The following is a 23,001-nucleotide window of genomic DNA, read 5'->3' on the forward strand; positions in this document are numbered from 1 at the left end:
GGGGGGCCGGGTGGGGGCGTAGCGCGTTCGGCGGGGTGCGGGCCATCGTGGCACGGGTGATTCCGGGGGAGCGACGGGTGCCGGCGGCGGGGTGCGGGGCGTAACGGAGGTTGGCTCCTTTTATCGGGTGCGGGCCGGTCGGCCGCCGGACGCAGCTCGTATGCTCGATTCATGACGGATCACAAGCCCGCTCGCCCCACCGAGAACTCCATGCGCCGCGCCCTCAAGCGAGCCAGGGACGGGGTCGCCCTCGATGTCACCGAGGCGGCGGTGCTGCTCCAGGCGCGGGGCAGTGATCTGGAGGATCTGTGTCGGTCCGCCGCGCGGGTGCGGGACGCGGGGCTGGAGGCGGCGGGGCGCGCCGGGGTCATCACGTACTCGAAGAGCGTGTTCATCCCGCTGACGCGGCTGTGCCGCGACAAGTGCCACTACTGCACCTTCGCCACCGTGCCCGGAAAGCTGCGCCGGGCGGGGCACGGGATGTTCATGTCGCCGGACGAGGTTCTGGCGATCGCGCGGCGCGGGGCGGAGATGGGCTGCAAGGAGGCCCTGATCACGCTCGGGGACAAGCCGGAGGACCGCTGGCCCGAGGCGCGACAGTGGCTGGAGGCGGAGGGGTACGACGACACCATCGCGTATGTGCGGGCGATGTCGATCCGCATCCTGGAGGAGACGGGGCTGCTGCCCCATCTGAACCCGGGCGTGATGAGCTGGACCGACTTCCAGCGGCTGAAGCCGGTCGCGCCGTCCATGGGGATGATGCTGGAGACCACGGCGACGCGGCTGTGGAGCGAGCCGGGGGGCCCGCACTACGGTTCGCCCGACAAGGAGCCGGCGGTACGGCTGCGGGTGCTGGAGGACGCGGGGCGCAGCTCGGTGCCGTTCACCAGCGGGCTGCTGATCGGGATCGGGGAGACGTACGAGGAGCGGGCGGACTCGCTCTTCGCGCTGCGGCGGGTCTCGCGGGCCTATCACGGCGTTCAGGAGCTGATTCTGCAGAACTTCCGCGCCAAGCCGGACACGGCGATGCGCGGGATGCCGGACGCGGAGCTGGACGAGCTGGTGGCGACGGTGGCGGTGGCCCGGCACATCATGGGCCCGTCGGCCTGTCTCCAGGCGCCGCCGAATCTGGTGGACTCGGAGTACGCGCGGCTGATCGGCGCGGGGATCGACGACTGGGGCGGGGTCTCCCCGCTGACGCCCGACCATGTGAACCCGGAGCGGCCGTGGCCCCAGATCGACGAGCTGGCGGAGCACTCCGCGGCGGCGGGGTTCCGGCTGGAGGAGCGGCTCTGCGTGTATCCGGAGTTCGTGCGGCGGGGCGAGCCGTGGCTGGACCCCCGGCTCGTGCCGCACGTACGGGCGCTGGCGGACCCGGAGACGGGGCTGGCGCGGGCGGGCGCGATGCCGGCCGGGCTGCCGTGGCAGGAGCCGGACGAGAGCTTCACGGCGACCGGGCGCACCGATCTGCACCGCACGATCGACACCGAGGGGCGCACCGGGGACCGGCGGGACGACTTCGACGAGGTGTACGGGGACTGGGACGCGCTGCGGGAGGCCGCGGCGCCGGGGATGGTGCCGCAGCGCATCGACACGGATGTGCGGCAGGCGCTGCGGCAGGCCGCGGACGACCCGACGCGGCTCACGGACGACGAGGCGCTCGCCCTGCTGCACGCGGACGGGCCGGCGCTGGACGCGCTGACGCGGGTGGCGGACGATCTGCGGAAGTCGGTGGTGGGCGACGACGTCACCTATGTCGTCACCCGGAACATCAACTTCACCAATGTCTGCTACACCGGCTGCCGGTTCTGCGCCTTCGCGCAGCGCCGCACGGACGCCGACGCGTACACGCTCTCCCTGGACCAGGTCGCGGACCGGGCCGAGCAGGCGTGGGACGTGGGCGCGGTGGAGGTGTGCATGCAGGGCGGGATCCATCCGGATCTGCCCGGGACGGCGTACTTCGACATCGCGCGGGCGGTGAAGAAGCGCGTACCGGACATGCATGTGCACGCGTTCTCGCCGATGGAGGTCGTGAACGGGGCGTCGCGTACGGGGCTGTCCATCAAGGAGTGGCTGACGGCGGCGAAGGAGGCCGGGCTCGACTCGATGCCGGGGACGGCGGCGGAGATCCTGGACGACGAGGTCCGCTGGGTGCTCACGAAGGGCAAGCTGCCCACGGCGACCTGGATCGAGGTCATCAGCACCGCGCACCGGCTGGGCATCCGCTCCTCGTCGACGATGATGTACGGGCATGTGGACCAGCCCCGGCACTGGCTGGGCCACTTCCGGACGCTGGCCCGCATCCAGCAGGAGACGGGCGGTTTCACCGAGTTCGTGACGCTGCCGTTCATCCACACGAACGCGCCGGTCTATCTGGCGGGGATCGCGCGCCCGGGGCCGACCGTCCGTGACAACCGGGCGGTGACGGCGATGGCGCGGATCCTGCTCCATCCGCACATCACGAACATCCAGACCAGCTGGGTGAAGCTGGGGGCCGAGGGCGCGGCCGAGATGCTGCGCTCCGGGGCCAACGACGTCGGCGGCACCCTCATGGAGGAGACCATCTCCCGCATGGCCGGCTCCCGCTACGGCTCCTACCGCTCCATCAAGGACCTCGTCGCCATCGCCGACCTCGCCGGCCGCCCCGCCCGCGCCCGCTCCACCCTCTACGGCCCGGTCCCCGACGAACGCATGCGCGCCGCCCACGGCTCCGACGGCCACCTCCCCGAACTCCTGCCCCTGGCCACCGACTGATCGCCCTCGGCCCGGGACGGCTGGAAGAGGCGTCCCGGGCGGCGGAGGCGTCCTTCCCGCCACGGGCCCTGCCCGGCAGACTGGCGACATGCTCTTGTCAACGAAGGACCACTCGCTGAAGCACCTCGTTGCCGCGGACCGTCCGGGGCGGCGGCCCGCCGTACGCGGCTCGGCCCGCCCCGTCCCGCCGTCCCTCCGGCTCGGGTCCGGGGCCGAGGCGTCCGGAGCCCCGAAGCCGCCGTCGTCCCCCAAGCCTCCGCCGGAGCCGCCCCGGGATCCGGGACCGCACAATCCGCCGAACCGGAACCGGAACCTGCGCCCGGCCTCCGCCGCCCCGAGGGGCTGACGGGCCCGGACCCGTCCCCCCCGCCCTCCCGTTCCCCCCGCTCCAAGCGGATGAGCCGATAAGCTGCTTCGCGTCATCGGCCCGAAGGGGGCTGGGAGAGCGCGAGGAGACATTGCCCGATGGCCCGTCAGATATCTTCCGGGGCGTTGGTGACAGGGCTCACCTCGGCGGCGCTCATGGGTGTGGTGCTGCTCGCGGTGCAGGCCGGTGAGTCGGTGCCGCAGAACGCCGCGGTGCGGAAGCCCGCGGCGAGCCCCGGTCCTTCGGCGAGCGCGGACAAGCCGAAGGCCGTGCCGAGGCCGCCGGCGGTGCCGGAGGGGTCGGGGACGGGGAAGCGGATCGTGTACTCGCTGGGCGCGGACCGGGCGTGGCTGGTGGATCACTCGGACAAGACGCTGCGCACGTTCACGGTGTGGCCGGGGAACGTGGAACCGGCGCTGGGCACGCACAAGGTGTCCCACCGCACGCCGACCATCACGGGCAACGACGGCGTCTCGGTGGAGAACATCGTGTACTTCTCCGCCTCGGGGAAGATCCCCATCGCCTTCTCGGCCGCGGTGGACGGCTCGTCGCCCAAGCCGGTGCCCGGGACGCAGACCGGGGCGATACGGGTGCGCACCGAGGACGGCAACAAGATCTGGGACTTCACGGTGAAGGGCACGGAGATCGTCGTCGTGCGCTGACCCGAGGGGCCCCGCACCCGCTTCTCCACGCGTCCTCTACCCCTTCTCCGGCCCGGGAACACATGACGGGCCGGGCGTCCCCCGTTCGATTACAGTGCTGCCCCGGCAGAGGTTCGGACCAGGTTCCACGTCCAGGGAGGGCGCGCGGTGAGCGCAGCAGCCACAGCCGTCTGGGGCCGTGCCGAACAGCAGGACTTCCGGTCCCGGGTCCGGGGCGCGCTGCTCGGCGGGGCCGTCGGCGACGCCTTCGGAGCGGGCGTCGCGGGGCTCACGCTGGAGGAGATCCGCACCGCCCACGGCCCCGGCGGGGTCATCGATCTCGTACCCGCGCACGGCCGCCGGGGCGCCGTCACCGCCGTCACCCAGCTCGTCCTGTTCACCGTCGACGGGCTGATCCGCGCCCAGGTCCGCCGGGACACCGGGGCCTGGCATCCGCCGACCGACGTCCACCGGGCCTGTCTGCGCTGGGCCGCCACCCAGCGCGACTGGGGCCCCGACGAGCGCCGCAAGGACAACGGCTGGCTCGCCTGCGAGGAGTGGCTCTACACCCGGCGCGATCCGCCCCGGGCCAGCCTGCTCGGCCTCGGCGACGAGCGGATGGGCACCCTGGAGGACCCCAAGAACCCGGAGGCGCGCGACGCCGGGGCGCTCGCCCGGTCCGCGCCGTTCGGGCTGCTCGTCGGCTGGGAGCCGCAGCTGGTGTGCCAGCTCGCCCTGGAGTGCGCGGCGCAGACCCACGGCCACCCCGCCGCCTATCTCTCCGCGGGCGCGCTCGCCGTCGTCGTCCACGGCCTCGCCCGGGGCGAGACCCTGGAGGCCGCCGTACGGCGCGCGCTCGACCTGGTGGGCGTGCGCCCCGGCCACCAGCCGGTCACGGACGCCCTGACGGCCGCGCTCGGCGCCGTACGCCAGGGAGTGCCCGACGCGGACCGGGTCTCCGCGCTCGGCGCGGGCGGCCACTCCGAGGACGCGCTCGCCGTCGCCGTGTACGCCGCGCTCGTCAGCGAGGACGTCCGCCACGGACTGCGGCTCGCGGTCAACCACGGCGGACCCTCGCAGATCACCGGAGCGATCACCGGCGCCCTGCTCGGCGCGCTGCACGGCGAGACGGCCCTGCCGCCCGCCTGGCTCGCCGAACTGGAGGGCCGGCCCACCGTGCTGACCCTCGCCGACGACTTCGCCATGGAGATGACCCAGGGGCCCGCCCTGCACAGCCCCACCGCCGCCGCCCCCGGCTGGCTCGCCCGCTACCCCCGCGGCTGACCCGAAGCCCTCAAGCCCCGAAGCCCCAGCCCCGAAGCCCCGAAGCCCCGAAGCCCCGAAGCCCCGAAGCCCCCAAGCCCCCACACACTTCCAGGCTCCCGAGCCCCCGCCCCCACCTCATTCCTCTAGCATCGACGCCCATGGACGCCTCCGCAGCCCTCGCCGCCCGTCTCGCGTCCGCCGTCGTGGCCCCGCTCGTCAAGAAGCTCTTCGTGCGGGAGTCCGAGGGCGCCGGACTGGTCGACCGGCCGGTGCGGATATCGGGGCTGGTCTCCTTCCGGGGCGAGAAGCGCACCCTCGGCGAGCGCGACCTGCGCGGACTCGCCGCCGAACTCGCCACCCGCGCCACCGCCTCCCGGGGACCGGGGGAGACCCCCGCCGACGAGGTCCGCGAGGAGCTGGCCGACGCGCTCGCCCTCGCCCTGCACAGCCTCGGCGACCTCGACATGGACGACGTCCAGGCCGTACGCCTCGGCCCGGAGGAGTTCGCCCGCAGGCTCGCCCGCCCCACCGCCCTGTCGGCGGCGGCCGAGCCGTACTACGAGCCGCTGCTCCACACCGCCGCCCTGCACATCCTCGACTTCTTCACCCGGCGCTCCGGCTTCGTCGCCCGCACCCTCGTCGAGCAGACCCGCTCGATCGACCGCCTCGTCGCCCGCACCGATCTGCTCCTGGAGCGCGTCGGCTCGCCCCTCGCCGAGGACACCCGCTTCGAGCAGCGGTACGCCGAGCACATCGCCCGCAAGCACAGCGAACTCACCATCTACGGACTCGACCTCAACCAGGCCCGCGAATGGCGGCTCGACGCCGCCTACGTCGCCCTGGAGGCCGTCACCGCCGCCGACGCCAACCCCGTACCCCTCCCCGTCGAAGCCGTCCTCAGCGGCCGGGACCGGGTCCTGCTGCGCGGCGGCGCGGGCTCCGGCAAGACCACCCTCGTCCAGTGGCTCGCCGTCACCACCGCCCGCCAGCCGTACGAGGAGATCGGCGAGCACCTCACCCAGCTCGTCGGCCGGGTCCCCTTCGTCCTGCCGCTGCGCCGCGTCGTCCGCGACGGATCGCCCCCCACCCCCGGCGACTTCCTCCACGCCGTCCGCAGCGCGATCGCGGGCGCGCAGCCCGACGGCTGGGCGGACCGTGTGCTCGGCTCCGGACGGGCGCTCGTCCTCATCGACGGCATCGACGAGATCCCCCGGCGCGAACGCGAGGAGACCCGCCGCTGGCTGCGCGAACTCATGGGCGACTTCCCCGGCAATCTGTGGGTGGTCACCGCACGCCCCTCCGCCGTCGCCGAGGACTGGCTCGCCGACCTCGGCTTCGCCGAACTCGCGCTCTCCCCGATGACCCGCGACCACGTCACCCGCTTCGTCCGCCGCTGGCACACCGCCGCCGACGCCCCCGCCGGACTCGCCGACGCCCTCCTCGCGGCCGTCCGCGCCGGCTCCGACCTCGGCGGACTCGCGGTCAATCCGCTCATGTGCGGACTCCTCTGCGCCCTGCACCGCGAACGCAACGGCTTCCTCCCGCAGAGCCGCAAGGACCTCTACGAGGCCGCGCTGCGCATGCTCCTGGAGCGCCGCGACACCGAGCGCGGCGTCCGCGCCGAGGACGGTCTCAGGCTCTCCTCCGAGACCCAGATCCTGCTGCTCCAGAAGCTCGCCCACTGGATGATCCGCAACGACAGGGCCGAGATGGACCGCGCCGACGCCCTCGCCCAGCTGGCGCGCGCCCTCGTCCACATGGCCCATGTCGAAGCCCCGCCCGAGCGGGTGCTGAGCCATCTCCTCGAACGCTCCGGCCTGCTCCGCGAACCGGCCGTCGGCCGCGTCGACTTCGTCCACCGCACCTTCCAGGACTATCTGGGGGCGAAGGCCCTGGTGGAGGAGGGCGACTTCCCGCTGCTGCTCCGCAACGCGGGCCGGGACCAGTGGGAGGACGTGGTCCGGATGGCGGTGGCGCTGGGGCGGCCCGCCGAACGGGAACGCATCCTCCGGGAGCTGATCGGCCGCTCCGCGAGCGCCGCCGACGTCGAGCCCGGAGCGGTCTTCCTCCGGGAGGCCCTGCTCGCCGCCAGCTGTCTGGAGCACGCCACCGAGGTCGCCCCGGCCACCCGGCAGCGCATCGTCGCCCTCACCTCGCACTTCATCCCGCCGCCGCACGCGAACTGGGCCCGCCATCTCGCCGAGGTCGGCGGCCCCCTCGTCCTCGGCCTGCTCCCCGGCCCCGAGAAGCTGACCTCCCGGGAGGCCGTGAACGTCGTCGTCACCGCCTCCCGCGTCGCCACCGACGCCGCCCTCTCCTTCCTCACCCGCTATCGCGACCACCCCGACCTCGTGGTACGCCGCCAGCTCGCCTGGGACTGGTACCACTTCGACAGCCAGGAGTACGCGGACGAGATCATCGCCCATCTCGACGAGACCGACCTCTACTTCGCCGCCCACAACTCCGACCATCTGCGGGCCCTGCGCGCCATGGGCGGCCGGGACCGGATCCAGATCGTCGGTCTGTACCGCCCCCGGGATCTGGTCGAGCACATCGATCCGGACCGGCTGACCCATCTCTGGCTGCGGCGCGGATACGTCAACTTCGAGCCGGGGGAGTGGCTGACCGCCTTTCCCCGGCTGCACACCCTCACCCTCCCCAAGAAGCCCCGCCGGGGCCCGGCGATCCCCTCGCACATCACCGTCGAGATCGTCCCCGAGTCCTACCGGGCGGCGGTCCCGGAGCGGTACGAGGGGACCGTCCCGGAGCGTTACGAGGACCCGGACGCGGACCCGGACCCGGACCCGGACTCGAACCGTGAGCGGACCCGGCCCGACCGCTAACGCATCAGCTCCCCGGCGTTCACCAGCAGCGACTGCCCCGTGATCGCCCGCGCCCGGTCCGAGGCGAGGAAGACGGCCGCCTCCGCCACATCCCCGTCCGTGGCCAGCTCGGGCAGGGCCGCCCGGTCCGTGAGCCGGGCGAGCACCTCGCTCTCCGGTACGCCGCCGGAGCGCGCGGCGGACCGGACGTACGCCCGGACCGGCGGGCCCCACATCCAGCCGGGCAGCACCGTGTTCACCCGGATCCGCTCCGGCCCCAGCTCCCGCGCCAGGGAGTACATCGCCGAGGTCAGCGCGCCCTTGGAGGCCGCGTAGGCGGTCTGGCGCACCTGGGACGGAGCCGCCGCCGAGGACTGCGTACCGATGATCACCACCGAGCCGCCGCGCTCCCGCAGGGCGGGCAGACAGGCGCGGGTCATCCGCAGCGTACCCAGCAGATTCACCTCCAGCACCGCGCTCCAGACCGCGAAGTCGGCGTCGGCGAGGCCGCCGAAGCAGCTGTCCCACGCGGCGACGTGCACCACCGCGTCGAGCCGGCCGAACCGTTCGACGGCGAGCGCCGCGAGCGCCTCGCACTGGGCCTCGTCGGTGATGTCGGTGACCCGGTGGGCGGTGCGGTCCCCGCCGGGGTCGATCGCCCCGGCCGTCCGCGCCAGATTCGCCGCCGTCCGCGCGCCGAGGACCGCGCGGCCCCCGTCCCGCACGACGGCCTCCGCGACCCGGCGCCCGAGACCGGCACCCACCCCCGACACCACCACGGTCTTGCCTCGGAGCAGCATCCGGTCGCCTCCCGGCCCTGGCATCTGATCTGACGGACCGTCAGAGTAGAGGCGTCCGTCGCCGACGGGAAGGGAGCGCGGTGCCATGAGCGAGGACACCGGCAGTGAGCTGTACGGGGAACTGGCGGCCGTGGGGCCGTACGGGGTCCGCCCCGGCCATGCCCTGATCACCCTGGTCGAACCGCATCCGGGCCAGGAGTACGCGTACAACCGCTGGTACGAGGACGATCACTACTACGCGGGCGCGATGGCCATGCCCTGGATCTTCGCGGGCCGGCGCTGGGTCGCCACCCGCGAACTCCAGTCGCTGCGCGTCCCCGAGCGGTCGGCGGTCGCCCGGCCGGTGACCGCGGGCTGTTATCTCTCCACGTACTGGATCACCGAGGGCCGCCGTGCCGACCATCTGCGCTGGACGGTCGCGGTGAACAAGCGGCTGAACCGGGACGGCCGGGTGCATCACGCCCGTACCCATGTGTTCACCGCCTTCCAGGACCATGAGGCCACCGTCTACCGCGACGGCGCGGCCGGGCCCCGCGATCTGCACGCGCTGGACCATCCGTACGCCGGTCTGGTGCTGGAGGTCGTCGACGCGGAGGGGCCCGAGCGGCGGGCGGAGCTGCTGGAGTGGCTGCGGACGCGGCATCTGCCGCAGCGGCTCGCGGGCTCGCCGGCGGCGATGGCGACGGTCTTCCGGCCGACGCCGCTGCCGGGGGACCGGATGACGTATGTGAAGCAGGTGGAGGGGGTGGACACCCGGCTGACGGTGCTGTGGTTCCTGGAGGAGGACCCGGCGGTGCGGTGGGGGACCGCGTTCGGCGGGCTCGTCGAGGAGGTCGCGGGGTCGGGGCTGGGGCGGGTCGAGCTGCTGGCCCCGTTCGTCCCGACCGTGCCGGGCACCGATCTCCATGTCGACCGGCTGCGCTGAGACCGCGAGGTCTTGGGGGAGCCCGGTCGCGATGCGCATGCGGTCGCGGTGCGGGTGGGTGCGGTCGTGGTGCGGGTGTGTGCGTTTTCGGGACGGGGAAGGGCGCGGTGGGCCGTGGGTGCGGCCGAGCCCCCTCGGCCAGGACGGCGGACCAGTCGAGAGGGCTCTTCAGATGTCGTCGCGCCGGATCATTCACCGCGGCGGATCAGTCGACGCGCCGGCTCTGCTGCGCGTCCGATCCCTGTGGTGCGGTGAGTGGGGCGCGGCGCTCAGCCGAGGTCGAACGCGCTCTGCCCCATCTCGCTGACGAACGCGTTCCACGAGCTGGGGACGAAGGTGATGCTCGGGCCGGCGGGGACCTTGGAGTCCCGCACCGAAATCGCCTCGGTCACCGGCGACTTCACCTCGACGCAAGCACCGTTCCCCCCGGAGTACGAGGACTTCGTCCAGGTCTCCGTGGCTCCTTGAATGATGGCCATTTTCGCTCCGCTTCGGCGAGTTGGTCGTATCTGCGCCAACGTTTTCGTTGGTGCGATGGACGCTACTCGTCACCACCGACCCATGAGGCCCGCATTCACTCGGTCGGATGGCATATTCCATGGGACTCTTCCGCAGCACTGTGGCGGAGGTGTACCTTGCGCCTCCCCCGCCACCGGCCGCGCGTCCCCCGCCGCTCCACGGCGATGCTGTGCCACGTGGTTTCGACGCTACGGCGCTACGGCGTTACGGCTTCGCGTACCGCTCGGCGATGTTCTCGATGAACGCCCGGGTCTGTTCCACATTCAGCGCCTGGGCCCGCAGATGCTCGTACATCACGCTGTACTTGTGCACGTCGTTGGCCTTCTCCAGATAGAGATCGCTGGTGACGCCCTCGATATAGACCACGCTGGAATCCGTCGCGTCCGGGAACTCCAGGATCGCGTACTGGCCATTGATGCCCGGATGCGCGCCCATCTCGAACGGCAGCACCTGCACGGTGACATGCGGCAGCAGGGACAGCTCGATCAGATACTCCAGCTGCTCGCGCATGAGCTGCTCGCCGCCCACCACCCGGTGCAGCGCCGCCTCGTCGATCACCGCCCACAGCCGCAGCGGCAGCTCGTCCGCCTTGATCCGTTCCTGTCGTCGCATCCGCACACTGACGCGCTTCTCGACATCGGCCCCGCCGCTCTCCGGCAAGGCTCCCGCGATCAGCGCCTCCGCGTACGGACGGGTCTGGAGCAGACCGGGAACCACCTGGGGCTCATAGACCCGAAGGCTCGCGGCGTCGGTCTCCAGACCGATGTAGACGCTGTACGGAATATCGCCGAAGGCGTGCCACCAACCCTGCTGACGCGAATCCTTGGCCATCTGCATCAGCGAATCCACGATGCGGTGGTCGTCCACCTCGTACACTCCGCAGAGGTCGCGCACATCGCGCTGGCTGATGGAACGGCGGCCGTTCTCCAGACGGCTGATCTTCGACTGGGACACCAGGAGACGCTCCGCCACCTCTTCGGCCGTCATGCCCTTGAGCTCGCGGAGCCGGCGCAGCTCCAGGCCCAATCGGCGTCGCCTGACGGTGGGATTGACGTTGGACGCCACGGAAACTGCACCTCCGACTGCGTAGCTGAGCGTATCTACTGCTCAGCAGACTGCCACCAAACGGCACATGCGCGCTGCAAAATCGCTACACGGGTCGCGTTCGCGACGTAGAGGCGTCGGTTTCGTTCGGGCAGTTCGGTTTCGTCGCGACGGGATTCCGCGGCCCTGCCCGGCGCATGGGAACGCGCGGGGCGGCGCAAGGCTGCCCCGCGCGTCGGACACGGCGGGCGAACCGGCCGTGCGGACGGCCGGGTGCGGCGTTCCGGCAGAGGGTTTTACGCGCCGGACGCCGCTGGTGGTCCGGTTGAATCCGATGGTTCGGGCGGTGCTGGAATTCAACCGGTGCTGATCAATTGTGGTGCGGTGCTGCTGTTCCGTCCCGCCCGCTCGGTTCGGTTCCGCTCAGTGGAGGGCGACGCGGGCCATGCTTCCGCGGCGCGGCTGCATCGACACGGCGGGCTGACGGCCGCCGGTCGTCGCGGTGGGGTTGCGGCGCGGCTGCGCGGCCACCCCGTTCTGAACGTCCATCACGGCGTGCGCCACGAGTCCGCCCATGGGGTCGTGTCTGATCAGATCCCGCAGCCGGGACCGCGAGGAACGACCCTCGTTGCCCGGGTACAGGTGCTTGCCGAGTCCGACCGCGTGGGCCAGCGCGGCGAGCGCCGCGGTCCGCGGGTCCGGCGGAACGCCGGTGCGGATCGCGCTGTCCAGCCGGGCTCTGATGTCCCGGCTGATCGCCGTCTCCGTCGCCTGATAGCGCGTCGTCGGCAGCACTCCGCACATCTGGCCCGCCACGGCATGGACCATGCCGCACCGCTCCAGGTGCGCGAGATAGATCTGGCGCAGCCCCAGCCGGGGCCCGCCGATCCAGTGGACGGCCCGGACCGGGCTGCCGCGTCGGCGCAGCAGCTCCAGTGCGGAGTCCAGTGTCGGATCTCCGGTCGGCCGTGGCATCACCACGGCGATACGATCCCCGTCTGGGGCTATCCGTCCTGCCAGAGCCAGCTCTACTAGCTGGGCTCCGGCCAGGCCGAGGTCGAGCGACTGCGGCTGCGCTGTGGTACCCGTGGCCGGGTCCAGAGCGAGCAGCAGAAGCTCCTCCGGAATTGTTCTGCGGCTCCTGCCCATCCATGCCTCCCCGCGTGGATGAATGACAGGGTGACCCCTCTCACATTGGTCTGTCGAGAGCGCCTGCGGGCTTTGTGTGGGAACCGATAGGTATGTCGTTCTCGTCTAGCCATGGGGGCCGTGCTCTCACACAGGACACTGATAGATGGTTCGGACAACTTGGGCCGCCGACATCCGGCGTCCCGCGGTGCGTACGTGGGCAACGGCGCACGACTCATGGAGGAGGCACGGTGGCGGGCGAGTCCCCCGACAGGTCGGAGCAGCGGAAGTCGTCGGGGGAGACGGCGTCAGGCGAACGCGATCCGCGTGCCGCCGTGCTGGGCCGGGCGGGGTCATCGGGCGGGGATCAGCCGACGGCGGTCTTCACGCGCCCTGAGAGCGCCAAGGGTCGGGGGGACGGCCCGGAGGCCGCCCAGACCGGCTCTGAGGCCCGTCCAGGGCCCACCCAGGGCGGCGGACGGCCCGAACCGGGCACGGAGACGGGGTCGATGGAGCGGGACAAGCGGCTGCGGTCGGCGGTGGCGGCCTGGGTGGCGTCGGCCGACGACGAGCCCGGCGCCGAGGGCGGCTCGGACCCGGCGGACGAGACCGCCGCGCTGCCGGAGACGGCGGCCGAGGAGACGGCCCTCCTGCCCGAGGTGAGGGAACGGCCCTCGGCGGAACGGGACTCGGGCTCCGAGCGCGAGACCGGAGAAGCCGGAGAAGCCGACGAGGCTGAAGAGGTCGAAGAGACCGGCAAGGCCGAAGAGACCGGTGGGACCGGCGGGACCGGCAAGGCGGACGAGAGCCCCGAGGCCGGTCCGGCCGACAAGAAGGGCGCGTCCTCCGTCGTACCCGCGCAGGCGTCCGGGGACCGGGGCGAGCGCGAAGACACGGATACGGATACGGATACGGACGCTGACGCGGACCGGCCGGACGAGGACTCCGGCGGTCCCGCGAAGGCCGCCGCCGCGGACAAGGCCTCCGGCTCCGACGCGCGGTCGGCCTCCGGCTCGGACAAGCCGCAGGTCGGGGACGAGCAGGAGAAGAAGGCCGCCGAGCAGGACGAGCCGGCGTCCGACGGGCCGGGCGACGAGGCGGGCAACAAGCCGGACCCGAAGTCGGACGCGAAGGCCGAGCCGAAGCCGGCCCCGAAGGCCGACCCCGAGTCGGACTCGAAGCCGGACTCCAAGCCGGACGCGAAGTCGGACCCCGAGCCGGACGCGAAGGCCGGGGCCGACCACCCCACCACCGCCTTCCGGGCCGTCACTCGCCCCGCCCCCGCCGGCGACTCCCCCACCACCGCGCTCAAGATCCCTCCGGCCCCCCGCGCCGAGTCCAACCCCGCGCCGAAGTCCGCCGGCTCCACCGCCGGCGAGCGGCCCAGCACCTTCGTACCGCTGCGCAAGGACGACGAGGTGCGGACCGCGTCCTGGGGCAGGAAGGACGGCGCGACCGCCGCCGAGGCCCCCGGGAAGCCGGCGGCGTCCGGCGCGGCCGGTCCCGGGACGCGCGCGCCGGAGGCTCCGGAGCGCGCCGAGACGGCCTCGGGCCCCCAGGCCCCCGCGAGCCTCACCGAGGCCGAGCGGACCAGCCAGCAGCCGATGCCGCCGCAGCCCCCGCTCGACCTGCTCGCCCAGCTGACGAACACCCCGGACACCCGGATCCGTTCGGCGGCGCGCCGGGTCAAGATCTGGACGCCGCTCGTTCTGCTGCTGCTGATCGTCTTCGCGGCCGCCCAGGTGCTGCGCCCGCTGCCCGAGCCCCGGCTCACGCTCACCGCCGAGCCCTCCTACACCTTCGAGGGCGGCCGGCTGGGCCTGCCGTTCCCCGGCGAGGGCCAGGGCGCGGTGGAGGTCGAGGGCGTCGGCATGGTCGGCACGTACGGCGCGCAGAAGCCCGTGCCGATCGCGAGCGTCACCAAGACGATGACGGCGTATCTGATCCTCAGGGACCACCCCATCACCGGCAAGCAGAACGGCGAGAAGATCGCCATCGACCGGCGGGCGGACGAGGAGTACGAGAAGGGCGAGGACTCCGAGTCCGTCGAGCCCGTCGAGGAGGGCCAGGAGTACACGCAGCGCGAGATGCTGCAGATGCTGATGATCTCCTCCGCCAACAACGTGGCGCGGCTGCTCGCCCGCTGGGACGCCGGATCCGAGAAGGCGTTCGTGCGGAAGATGAACGACACCGCGAAGGAACTCGGTATGACGGACACCGTCTACACCGACCCGAGCGGGCTCTCCAAGGCCACCGTGTCGACCCCGCAGGACCAGCTCAAGCTGGCCAGGGTCGCCATGAAGAGCGATGTCTTCCGGGAGATCGTCGACACCCCGCACATCGAGATCCCCACCCTCGGCAAGACCATTTACAACGGCAACGGCCGGGCCCTGCTGAAGGAGGGCATCGGCGGCATCAAGACCGGTTCCTCCACCCCGGCGGGCGGCAATCTCCTCTGGGCGGCCCAGGTGCCGGTCGACGGCAAGATCCACCGCATTCTCGGGGTCACCCTGGGCGTCAAGGACGCTCCGAACCTCAAGGCGAAGACGGAGCTGGCCGTCACCCACAGCATCCGGGTCATCGAGGCGGCCCAGGACGCGGTCACCTCGGCGATCGTGGTGAAGAAGGGCGATGTGGTCGGCCGGGTCGAGGACGGTCTCGGCGGTCTCACCCCCGTCGTCGCCACGAAGGATCTGAAGGCGATCGGCTGGGCGGGACACAAGGTCGAGATCACACTCGACTCCGGCGGCGGGTCCGTGCCGGGCAGCGGCACGGCGGGGGACGAGGTCGGGCGGGTCTCCGTCGGCACCGGCCCGGGCCGGGTCTCCGCGCCGGTCGCGCTCCAGCGGGACATGGCGGAGCCGGGCGTCACGGACAAGCTGACCCGCGTCGGCTGACGGGCCCTCCCGCCCGCCGGGCGACCGGTCCGCCGGACCGCCGGGCGACCTCCCCGGGCCCGGGCGGCGGGCCCTCCCGCCCGCCCCGTACCCCCGCCCGCCCCTCGCCCATCACGAGGGCGTCCCAGTACCACGGGACGCCCTCGTGTTAGCGTCCGGGCAACTGAACAGCGTCCGGACGGCGTCCTAGACCGTGGCGGCGCGAGCCGTGACGCGGCGCACAGACCACGACCCACACCGACCCCCACCCAGGGACACGGCCATGACCCGGCCGCCTGGACGGGGAGACGGGGAGAGAGCCGCAGTGAGCACCGCTGAGCCGGTCCGGACGGACGGCCACAGCACACGTACGGGGCCGCGCGCCGGCATACCGGACTCCGGCGGGGGCTCCGGCCCGGGACCGCGTGACCGGGCCGGAGCGGTCCTCGCCGACGTCTGGGACCGGATGTCCCGCCGTCCCGTGCTGGTCACGACCGCGGTCGCCGCGTTCCTGCATCTGCTCTGGTTCCTCCTCATCGCCAACAGCGGGGGAGACCTGGCGGCCCAGGACGCCTGGACGGAGTTCGTCGGCCGCCACCCCGACTCGGCGTACAACCTCGCCTGGTACGGCGGGATGCACCCGGTCTCGTACAGCGTCGTCTCGCCGTATCTGATGTCCGCGATCGGCGTCCGCCCGACGATGATGGTCGCCGGCACGGTCTCGGCGGCGCTGACCGCGCTGATCCTGGTCCGGGTGCGGGCCGTGCGGAATCCGCTGGCCTGCTCGTTCGCCGGAGTCTTCGCCTTCCTCTGCAACGCGCTCTCCGGCCGGGTGACCTTCGGCCTCGGCATGATGTTCGCGCTCGGCGCGGTCGCGGCCGTCTTCTGCTGGCCCCACCGCTGGCGGGAGCGGCGCTGGGCCAAGGCGTCGGCCGCCGCGCCCTTCGCGGCGCTCGCCACGGCGGCCAGCCCGGTCGCAGGACTCTTCCTCGGCGTGGTGGCCGCGGCGCTCTTCCTCAACCGGCGACGGCCCGGCGCGTACGCCCTCGGCCTGCCGCCCGTCGTGGTCGTGGCGCTCTCCTCCTGGCTGTTCCCCTTCTCCGGCACCCAGCCGATGTCGCTCGGGTCGACCTCGCTCCCCTTCATCTACGGGATCCTGGTCTTCGTCCTCGTACCCAAGGAGTGGCGCACCGTCCGCGTCGCGGCGGCCGTCTACAGCGTCGGCACGCTGCTGACCTGGGCGATCGACTCCCAGATAGGGTCGAATGTGACCCGGCTGCCGATGCTCTTCGCGGGCGTCGTGCTGCTGGCCGCCCTTCCGTACACCGTCCGGCGCTCCCGCACGTGGTACGCGCTGGTGCTGGCCTTCGTCGGGCTCAACGTCTGGATCGGTTTCAAGGGCGTGGACGACGTCGTCCGGACCGCGCCGACGGCGTCCTGGAACTTCGAGCTGGCGCCGCTGATCGACAAGCTTCAGGACGTCAAGGCCGAGCGCGGCCGGGTCGAGGTGGTCCCCGCCAGCAGCCACCGCGAGGCCTCCGCCCTCGCGCCGCACTTCCATCTGGCCCGCGGCTGGAACCGCCAGGCCGACATGGAGCGGAACCCGCTCTTCTACGACAAGGAGCAGCCGCTCAACGCCATGGACTACCGCTCCTGGCTGGACCGGTGGGCGGTCCACTACGTCGTCCTCCCGGAAGGCGCGCCCGACACCGGCGGCCGGGAGGAGGCGGAGCTGGTACGAGAGGGTCTGCCCTATCTGGAACGGATCTGGGGCGACGCGAACTGGCAGCTGTACGCGGTCCGCAATCCGACGCCGCTGGCCGAGCCGCCCGCGAAGGTGGAGCGCGCGGGCGCGAACGAGGTCCGGATCAAGGTGAAGGAGCCCGGCCGGGTCACGATCCGGGTCCCGTACTCGCCCTGGCTGAGCCTGGTGGACGAGAACGGCGAGAAGGTGCGCGTCCCGGAGGAGACCGAGGCGTCGAAGCTGCGCCAGGACGGCGAGGCGAAGTCCTTCGTGAATCTGGACGGCTGCCTCATGAAGGCCGAGGAGGACGCCGAGGGCGACGAGTGGACGGAGCTTCTCGCGCCCGAGTCGGGCGTGTACCGGTTGTCGGCCCCGTACGGGATGAAGCGCGGCACCCCCTGCCCGGAGGAGCTGCGCGGCCCCTGACACGGCGGCGCGCACACACGGCAGACGGACATGGAGACGGCCGGGGCCCGGTGGCCCCGGCCGTCGGCGTTTCCCGGACCCCGGACGGAGACGGCCGCCGCCCCGGCCCCCGTACGCCGCCTCCGTACGCCGCATCCGCCGGAGTGACCGCCCGCCGTCACCCGGACGCGGCCCCCGCTTCACCCGCCCGCCCCGCCGGGCGCGCGGCCGAGCCCCGGCGCGCGAACGCTGAGGAGCGACACCCCTCCCTCAGCAGAGAAGAGAGCCCAGTATGGCCGTGCCCTCCTCCCCGGCGCCGCGCCGCCGCCGTCTCTCCCGCACGGGCGCGCTCGTGCTCGTCGCCACCGCCGTCGTGTTCGCGGCCGGTCCGGCCGTCGCGGGCCCCGAAGGCGGCGGCGAGGAAGGCGGCGGCCCCAAGCCGACCGTCGTCCTCGTGCACGGCGCGTTCGCGGACGCGTCCGGCTGGAACGACGTCGTCGAACGCCTCCAGCACCGCGGCTATCCCGTGGTGGCCCCGCCGAACCCGCTGCGGGGCGTCGGCAATGACTCGACCTATGTGGCGTCCGTCCTGGAGTCCATCGAGGGCCCGATCGTCCTCGCCGGACACTCCTACGGCGGTGCGGTCATCAGCCAGGCCGCCGCCGGGAATCCCGACGTCAAGGCGCTGGTCTACATCTCCGCCTTCATGCCCGACGTGGGCGAGTCGCCCGCCGGGCTCTCCGGCAAGTTCCCCGGCAGCGAACTCCAGCCCGCCCTGCGGCCCGTCCCGTACACCGACGCCCACGGCAGCGGCTCGGACCTGTACATCAAGAACGACAAGTTCCACGCCGTCTTCGCCGCCGATCTGCCCGAGGAGCAGACCCGGGTGATGGCGGTCGAGCAGCGGCCGGTCGCGGCGGCCGGATTCGCCGAGGAGGCGACCGCGGCGGCCTGGAAGACCATCCCGTCCTGGTTCGTCGTCGCCAAGAACGACAAGGCCATCGCGCCCGATCTGGAGCGCTTCGAGGCCCGGCGGGCCGGCTCGCGCACCGTCGAGGTCGACTCCTCGCACGTGGCGATGATGTCCCATCCGGATCTGGTGACGAGGATCATCCAGGACGCGGCCCGGGCCGAGGCCGGCGCCTGACGGACCCGTACCGCCACAGCTCTACGGGGGTACGGGGGCGCGCGTCCCGCGCACCCCCGTACCCCCGCGCTCCCGCGTCCGGGCGCTACTCCGCGCGGAGTCCGTCCGGCCGCATCATCCGCCACAGCGACGGCAGGCTCAGCAGCGTGATCAGAGCGATCAGACCGGCTCCCACCCCCGCGATCGGCAGCCACACCAGCCAGTCGACCGGCGAGGTGCCGACCATCAGCAGCAGCACCTGACCGAAGATCATGCCGCCCACGACCGCGAGCGTCAGACCCAGCGCGATCGGGATCGCCGTCTGCCAGAGCACCGACCAGCACAGCGTGGACCGCCGGGTGCCGAAGGCGATCAGCGCGGCCAGCAGCTGCCTGCGCTCCCGGAGCTGTTCGAGCGTCGAGACCAGCAGCGACACCGCGATCAGCGCCATCGTCGCCGTCGCGCCCACGAACAGCCCGGTCCGGATGCCGGCGAGCCGCGAGTCCTCCTCGTTCAGCTCCAGCCGCTGCACCCGGGTCAGCGGGTCCTGCCGGGCCGCCGCGTTCCGTACGTGCTCCTCCGCGTCCGGGACCCCGCGGTCGAGCCTGACCATGGCCTCGGGATTGGCCCCGGCCAGCTTCGACACATCGACGGCGGAGCGGGTGGCCAGCACGCCGGCGCTCCGCTCGCCCGTCGGGTTGGTGAGGGCCTGCACCTGCCGGGCGTCGCCGGGGATCCGCCACCGCTGATGCGCGGCCGCGTCATCGCCGTCGCCCAGCGTGAGCGACTCACCGGCGCGCGGATAGTAGGAGTAGCGGTCGTCGTCCCCGTACTTGCGGATGGTGAAGACGTCGCCGTCCTCGCAGGACGGCAGCTTCGCCAGCTGCCGCAGCGAGGCGCAGTCGCCGACCGTGAGCGCCGTCAACGGGGCGCCGTCCGCGCCCGCGCTCTTCGAACCGTGCGGGACGATATGCGTCTCGACGGTCGCGATGACGTCGGAGACGCCCCTGACCTCGTCGTACGCGTCGAGCCTGGTCCATGCCTCGGCCCCGTTCCGGGCCGCGGCGCTCACCTGCAGATCGGCCCGCTTCGTGTCCGCGCCCGTCGGGGAGATGTAGTTGCCCTCCACGGAGCTGAAGAGCACCTGGAGCGCGATGGCGCCCGCCGCGGCCACCACGATGCCGCTGATCGCGCGGGCCGCCGTGCCGCTGCTCAGCTGGAGCCGGCGCACGGCCAGCTGCCACGACACCGGTCCGCCGTCCAGCCGCCGGACCACCGCCTCGACCAGCCAGGGCAGCAGCAGGGTGATCCCCACCAGCACCATCAGCGCGCCCGCGCCGATCAGCAGGGAGTCGATCGGACCGCTGCCCACCGACACCGCGCCCATCTGGGTCATCAGCAGCGCGAGACCGACGAGCGGCATCAGCACCCGCCACCACACCGTGCGGGTGCGCGGCGTGGAGTTCCGTACGACGCCGAGCGGCTCGATCACCACTCCGCGCAGGGCGAAGAGGGTGACCAGGACCGCCGCCGTCGGCACGGCCGCGCCGATCAGCAGCGTCAGGGCCGGGTGCGGGGAGAGGTCGTCGGAGAACGCGGCGATGTCCCAGACCGTCACCGTACTCGCCCACCGCCGCCCCAGCACGAAGAATCCGGCGCCCGCGGCCAGTCCCAGCAGCGCGCCGCCCAGCGATTCGCCGGCCGCGATCCGGGCGGCCATCGACCGGTCCGCGCCGACCAGCCGCAGCGCCGCCAGCCGGCGGTCGCGCTGCTCGCCGCCGAAGCGCACGGCGGTGGAGATGAAGACGGCGACCGGCAGCAGGAGGGCGATGAAGGCGATCAGGACGATCAGCAGCAGCACTCCGTCGAGCGGCTCCTTGATCTTGATCGCGCCGAAGCCGTCGGCGCGGCCGGCCGCGTCCGAGGAGGCGAGATCGGCGCTGCCCGCGTAGTAGAGCAGCTCGTTCGGGCCGGTGAGGCCCGAATCGCCGATGGTGGCCGAGATCCGGTACGGCAGCCGCTCCTTGAGCAGCGCGCCCTCGGGGGAGGACAGCAGCTCGGCGAGGCCGGGGGAGACGCCCATCTCGCCCGGGCCCGGCAGCTTCGCCAGACCGGGCGGGGCGGGCGCGCTGTCGCCGTCGGGCTGGACCAGTACGCCGGAGATCGCGTCTTCGCGGTAGATGGTGTCGCTCTTCGCGAAGAGGAAGGTGCTGTCCGAGCGCTTGTCGAAGGCCTGCTGGGCGATCCTGCGGTCGTCGGCGCGGTCGTCGCGGTTCTGGAGCATCTGCGGAATGGACGAGGCGATCAGCAGCATGGCGACGCCCAGGCCGACGCCGACGGCGGTGAGGAGGGTACGGACCCAGCCGCGCCGGCCGCCGGTGACGGCGAAGCGGAGCCCGAGGGCCAGGTCGCGGACCCAGCCGCGTACGCCCGCGCCTTCGGTGGCTCGGCGGCTGCCGGGCTTCCCGGGCGGCTGAGGGCTGCCGGGCTTCCCGGGTCCCTGGCGGTGGCCGGGCTCTTCGGGTCCCTGCGGGCGGCCGGTGGTCGCGGCCTTGGCGTGTGGAACCGCCGGGGTGTTCGTCGGCTCGCTCATACCGAGGCCGCCATGTCCCGCACCTTGCCGTCGCGGACGACGACTTCCCGGTCCGAGTACGCGGCCACCCGGGCCTCGTGCGTCACCAGGACGACCGCCGCGTCGGTCTCCCGGGACGCGTCCGTCAGCAGCTGCATGACCCGCTCCCCGTTGAGGGAGTCCAGCGCGCCGGTCGGCTCGTCGGCGAAGATCACCCGCGGCGAGGTGACCAGCGCACGGGCGACCGCGACCCGCTGGCCCTGACCGCCGGAGACCTCACCGGGCCGTTTGTGACCGATGTCGGCGACCTCCAGCCGCTCCATCCACGCGAGGGCGGTCTGATGGGCGGCCTTGCGCCGGGCGCCGGCGAGCCGCAGCGGCAGGGCGACGTTCTCCACACAGCTCAGCTCGGGGACGAGCTGGCCGAACTGGAACACGAACCCGAACTCGGACCGGCGCAGCGCGCTCCGACCACCGTCCGTCATCGCGGCGAGATCCTGCCCGCCGTAACTGATCGTTCCCGAGTCCGGGCGGACGATCCCGGCCAGACAGTGCAGCAGGGTCGACTTTCCCGACCCCGAGGGGCCCATCACGGCGACGACCTCTCCCGCACGCACGGCGAAGGAGGCCCCGTCGAGGGCGGGGGTGGGGCCGTAGACCTTGCGCAGATCGTGGGCGGAGAGAAGGGAACCGGGGTACGCGCTCACGCGCCGACCTCCTTAGCGAGCCGGTCCAGACGCGCGGCTGTCAGCTCCAGCCAGCGCAGATCGGCTTCCATGTGGAACAGGGCGTGGTCACAGATGAGCTGATCGGCGAGGTCGCCGCCGCGCTTGCGGTCGGTGAGGATCCGCATCAGCCGCAGATGCTCGGCCCGCTGGAGATCCAGCAGCCCGGCGGCGCTGCGGCCGGTGAGCAGGGCGAGGACGACCTTGGTGTAGAGCGTCGACTGAAGATACGGCTGCGGCTTCTCGGGCCGTGCCAGCCACTGGGCGACATTGGAGGTGCCCGCCTCGGTTATGGCGTAGCGCTTGCGTTCCGGCCCACCGTCGGACTCCACTCCGTCGACCACCACCAGGCCGCTTTTGAGCAGCCGGGACATGGTCGCGTAGATCTGCCCGTAGTGGGCGGGCCGGTCGTGGCCGAACTTCTCGTCGAAGGCGCGCTTCAGGTCGTAGCCGTGGCGCGGCCCGGACTCCAGGAGCCCGAGCAGGGTGTGACCCATGGACATGAGGAGGACTATACACAGGGGGTATACATGGCGTGTATAGCCGGGTGGGGTGGTGGTGGTCGGGGCTGTGGAAGGGGGCCTGCCGTTGGTTGGCGGGCTTGGGCTTCGGGGGTTCTTGGGCTTCGGGCCCTGGCCTCTGGACCTTGAGTCTCTGGCCTGGGCCTCCGCGCTCCCTCGGGCTGCTCGCCCGGAGGTTTGGGGGAGGGGGCGTGGGGAGGCGCCGGGGGTGGGGGTGCTGCCGCGACCGGGGTACGCGTTGAGGGGGGCCGGGGGCCGGGGGCCGGGGGCTGGGCCGAGGGCGGCCGACATCGGCCCGGAAGGCCGCACCGCTCTCGGCGGCCCTCCGCGCGGGCCGGCGGAAACGGGACTCTCGGTCCCGGCGATCAGGACGTCTCGGAGCGGACGACACCGCCCCGAGCCGCGGACGCGGCCTCCGGCGCTGCTGTCGGACCACCGGCTTCACGCGGAGCCGCCGTACATCCCGCACGAGGGAGTACGAAGCAGCGAGATAGTCCTTGTAGGACGGTTCGACGAGCAAAACACGATCGGCTTCGTCGAAGAGAAGAAGAGAGCGCCGGCTGCCATACGGGGGTGGGCCATCTTCGCCTCGTGCTCGTTCACAGGGTGGACTCGTACCGCCTGTGATGATGCGGATTCGTCGGCTTCCCGGAGAAAGGTCTGTGCTGTCGCTCGATCCTCCGCCATCGCCCCGGCGAGGAAGAGTGTGCCGTGCGCCGATAGACGCCCGTCGTCCGCGCTGCCCAGTTCCGGCTGCGTCATGGCC

15 protein-coding genes are annotated in these 23,001 nt (G+C 72.6%); 8 read left to right on the plus strand and 7 right to left on the minus strand.

What is annotated here, in order from left to right; all coding sequences use genetic code 11:
• The first annotated feature begins 171 nt into the window (after window positions 1–171).
• The 4 genes from ACF089_RS24085 to ACF089_RS24100 all read left to right on the plus strand — a co-directional run bounded on the left by ACF089_RS24085 (window position 172) and on the right by ACF089_RS24100 (window position 7,871).
• On the plus strand, window positions 172–2,754 hold the full coding sequence (locus tag ACF089_RS24085) for a bifunctional FO biosynthesis protein CofGH (RefSeq protein WP_392030012.1): 2,583 nt from the start codon (window positions 172–174) through the stop codon (window positions 2,752–2,754).
• A 465-nt stretch (window positions 2,755–3,219) separates the two neighbouring features.
• On the plus strand, window positions 3,220–3,783 hold the full coding sequence (locus ACF089_RS24090; RefSeq protein ID WP_392030015.1) for a hypothetical protein: 564 nt from the start codon (window positions 3,220–3,222) through the stop codon (window positions 3,781–3,783).
• Window positions 3,784–3,930: 147 nt separating this feature from the next.
• Complete coding sequence (locus tag ACF089_RS24095) at window positions 3,931–5,046, plus strand: ADP-ribosylglycohydrolase family protein (protein ID WP_392030018.1); 1,116 nt, start codon at window positions 3,931–3,933, stop codon at window positions 5,044–5,046.
• 140 nt (window positions 5,047–5,186) lie between these two features.
• Complete coding sequence (locus ACF089_RS24100) at window positions 5,187–7,871, plus strand: NACHT domain-containing protein (RefSeq protein WP_392030021.1); 2,685 nt, start codon at window positions 5,187–5,189, stop codon at window positions 7,869–7,871.
• On the opposite strand, the gene ACF089_RS24105 is transcribed toward ACF089_RS24100, so the two are convergent.
• Window positions 7,868–8,650 carry an SDR family oxidoreductase gene (locus ACF089_RS24105; RefSeq protein WP_392030024.1) on the minus strand — a complete coding sequence of 261 codons (783 nt, stop codon included), beginning with the start codon at window positions 8,648–8,650 and terminating at the stop codon, window positions 7,868–7,870. The genes ACF089_RS24100 and ACF089_RS24105 overlap by 4 nt on opposite strands.
• Before the next feature lie 85 nt (window positions 8,651–8,735).
• Between ACF089_RS24105 and ACF089_RS24110 the strand changes: the two genes are divergently transcribed.
• Window positions 8,736–9,575 carry a hypothetical protein gene (locus tag ACF089_RS24110; protein ID WP_392030026.1) on the plus strand — a complete coding sequence of 280 codons (840 nt, stop codon included), beginning with the start codon at window positions 8,736–8,738 and terminating at the stop codon, window positions 9,573–9,575.
• Window positions 9,576–9,844: 269 nt separating this feature from the next.
• On the opposite strand, the gene ACF089_RS24115 is transcribed toward ACF089_RS24110, so the two are convergent.
• From ACF089_RS24115 to ACF089_RS24125, 3 genes are all read right to left on the minus strand, one after another.
• Entirely contained in the window at window positions 9,845–10,054 is a 210-nt protein-coding gene (locus ACF089_RS24115; protein WP_392030029.1) for a DUF397 domain-containing protein, read from the minus strand.
• Window positions 10,055–10,298: 244 nt separating this feature from the next.
• Complete coding sequence (locus tag ACF089_RS24120; protein ID WP_392030032.1) at window positions 10,299–11,159, minus strand: helix-turn-helix transcriptional regulator; 861 nt, start codon at window positions 11,157–11,159, stop codon at window positions 10,299–10,301.
• Between the two features lie 402 nt (window positions 11,160–11,561).
• Entirely contained in the window at window positions 11,562–12,287 is a 726-nt protein-coding gene (locus ACF089_RS24125) for a GPP34 family phosphoprotein (protein WP_392030034.1), read from the minus strand.
• A 488-nt stretch (window positions 12,288–12,775) separates the two neighbouring features.
• Between ACF089_RS24125 and ACF089_RS24130 the strand changes: the two genes are divergently transcribed.
• The 3 genes from ACF089_RS24130 (at window position 12,776) to ACF089_RS24140 (ending at window position 18,438) form a co-directional block, all read left to right on the plus strand.
• On the plus strand, window positions 12,776–15,163 hold the full coding sequence (locus ACF089_RS24130; protein ID WP_392030036.1) for a serine hydrolase: 2,388 nt from the start codon (window positions 12,776–12,778) through the stop codon (window positions 15,161–15,163).
• A 304-nt stretch (window positions 15,164–15,467) separates the two neighbouring features.
• Entirely contained in the window at window positions 15,468–17,312 is a 1,845-nt protein-coding gene (locus ACF089_RS24135; protein WP_392030039.1) for an MFS transporter, read from the plus strand.
• Between the two features lie 271 nt (window positions 17,313–17,583).
• Window positions 17,584–18,438: an alpha/beta fold hydrolase gene (locus tag ACF089_RS24140; RefSeq protein ID WP_392030042.1), complete on the plus strand. Its 855-nt coding sequence runs from the start codon at window positions 17,584–17,586 to the stop codon at window positions 18,436–18,438.
• An 85-nt stretch (window positions 18,439–18,523) separates the two neighbouring features.
• Here ACF089_RS24140 and ACF089_RS24145 read toward each other — a convergent pair whose 3' ends face one another.
• Genes ACF089_RS24145 through ACF089_RS24155 form a run of 3 tightly spaced genes read right to left on the minus strand, consistent with a single transcriptional unit; the run spans window position 18,524 to window position 22,217 of the window.
• Window positions 18,524–21,010 carry an FtsX-like permease family protein gene (locus tag ACF089_RS24145; protein ID WP_392030045.1) on the minus strand — a complete coding sequence of 829 codons (2,487 nt, stop codon included), beginning with the start codon at window positions 21,008–21,010 and terminating at the stop codon, window positions 18,524–18,526.
• On the minus strand, window positions 21,007–21,696 hold the full coding sequence (locus ACF089_RS24150; RefSeq protein WP_392030048.1) for an ABC transporter ATP-binding protein: 690 nt from the start codon (window positions 21,694–21,696) through the stop codon (window positions 21,007–21,009). Before ACF089_RS24150 ends, ACF089_RS24145 begins: the two co-directional genes overlap by 4 nt.
• Window positions 21,693–22,217 (minus strand): PadR family transcriptional regulator, encoded by a 525-nt coding sequence (locus ACF089_RS24155; RefSeq protein WP_392030051.1) that lies wholly within the window; start codon window positions 22,215–22,217, stop codon window positions 21,693–21,695. The genes ACF089_RS24150 and ACF089_RS24155 overlap by 4 nt, the downstream gene beginning before the upstream one ends.
• Between the last annotated feature and the right edge of the window lie 784 nt (window positions 22,218–23,001).

The organism is Streptomyces sp. NPDC014894 (assembly GCF_043080985.1).
Taxonomy (GTDB): Bacteria; Actinomycetota; Actinomycetes; order Streptomycetales; family Streptomycetaceae; genus Streptomyces.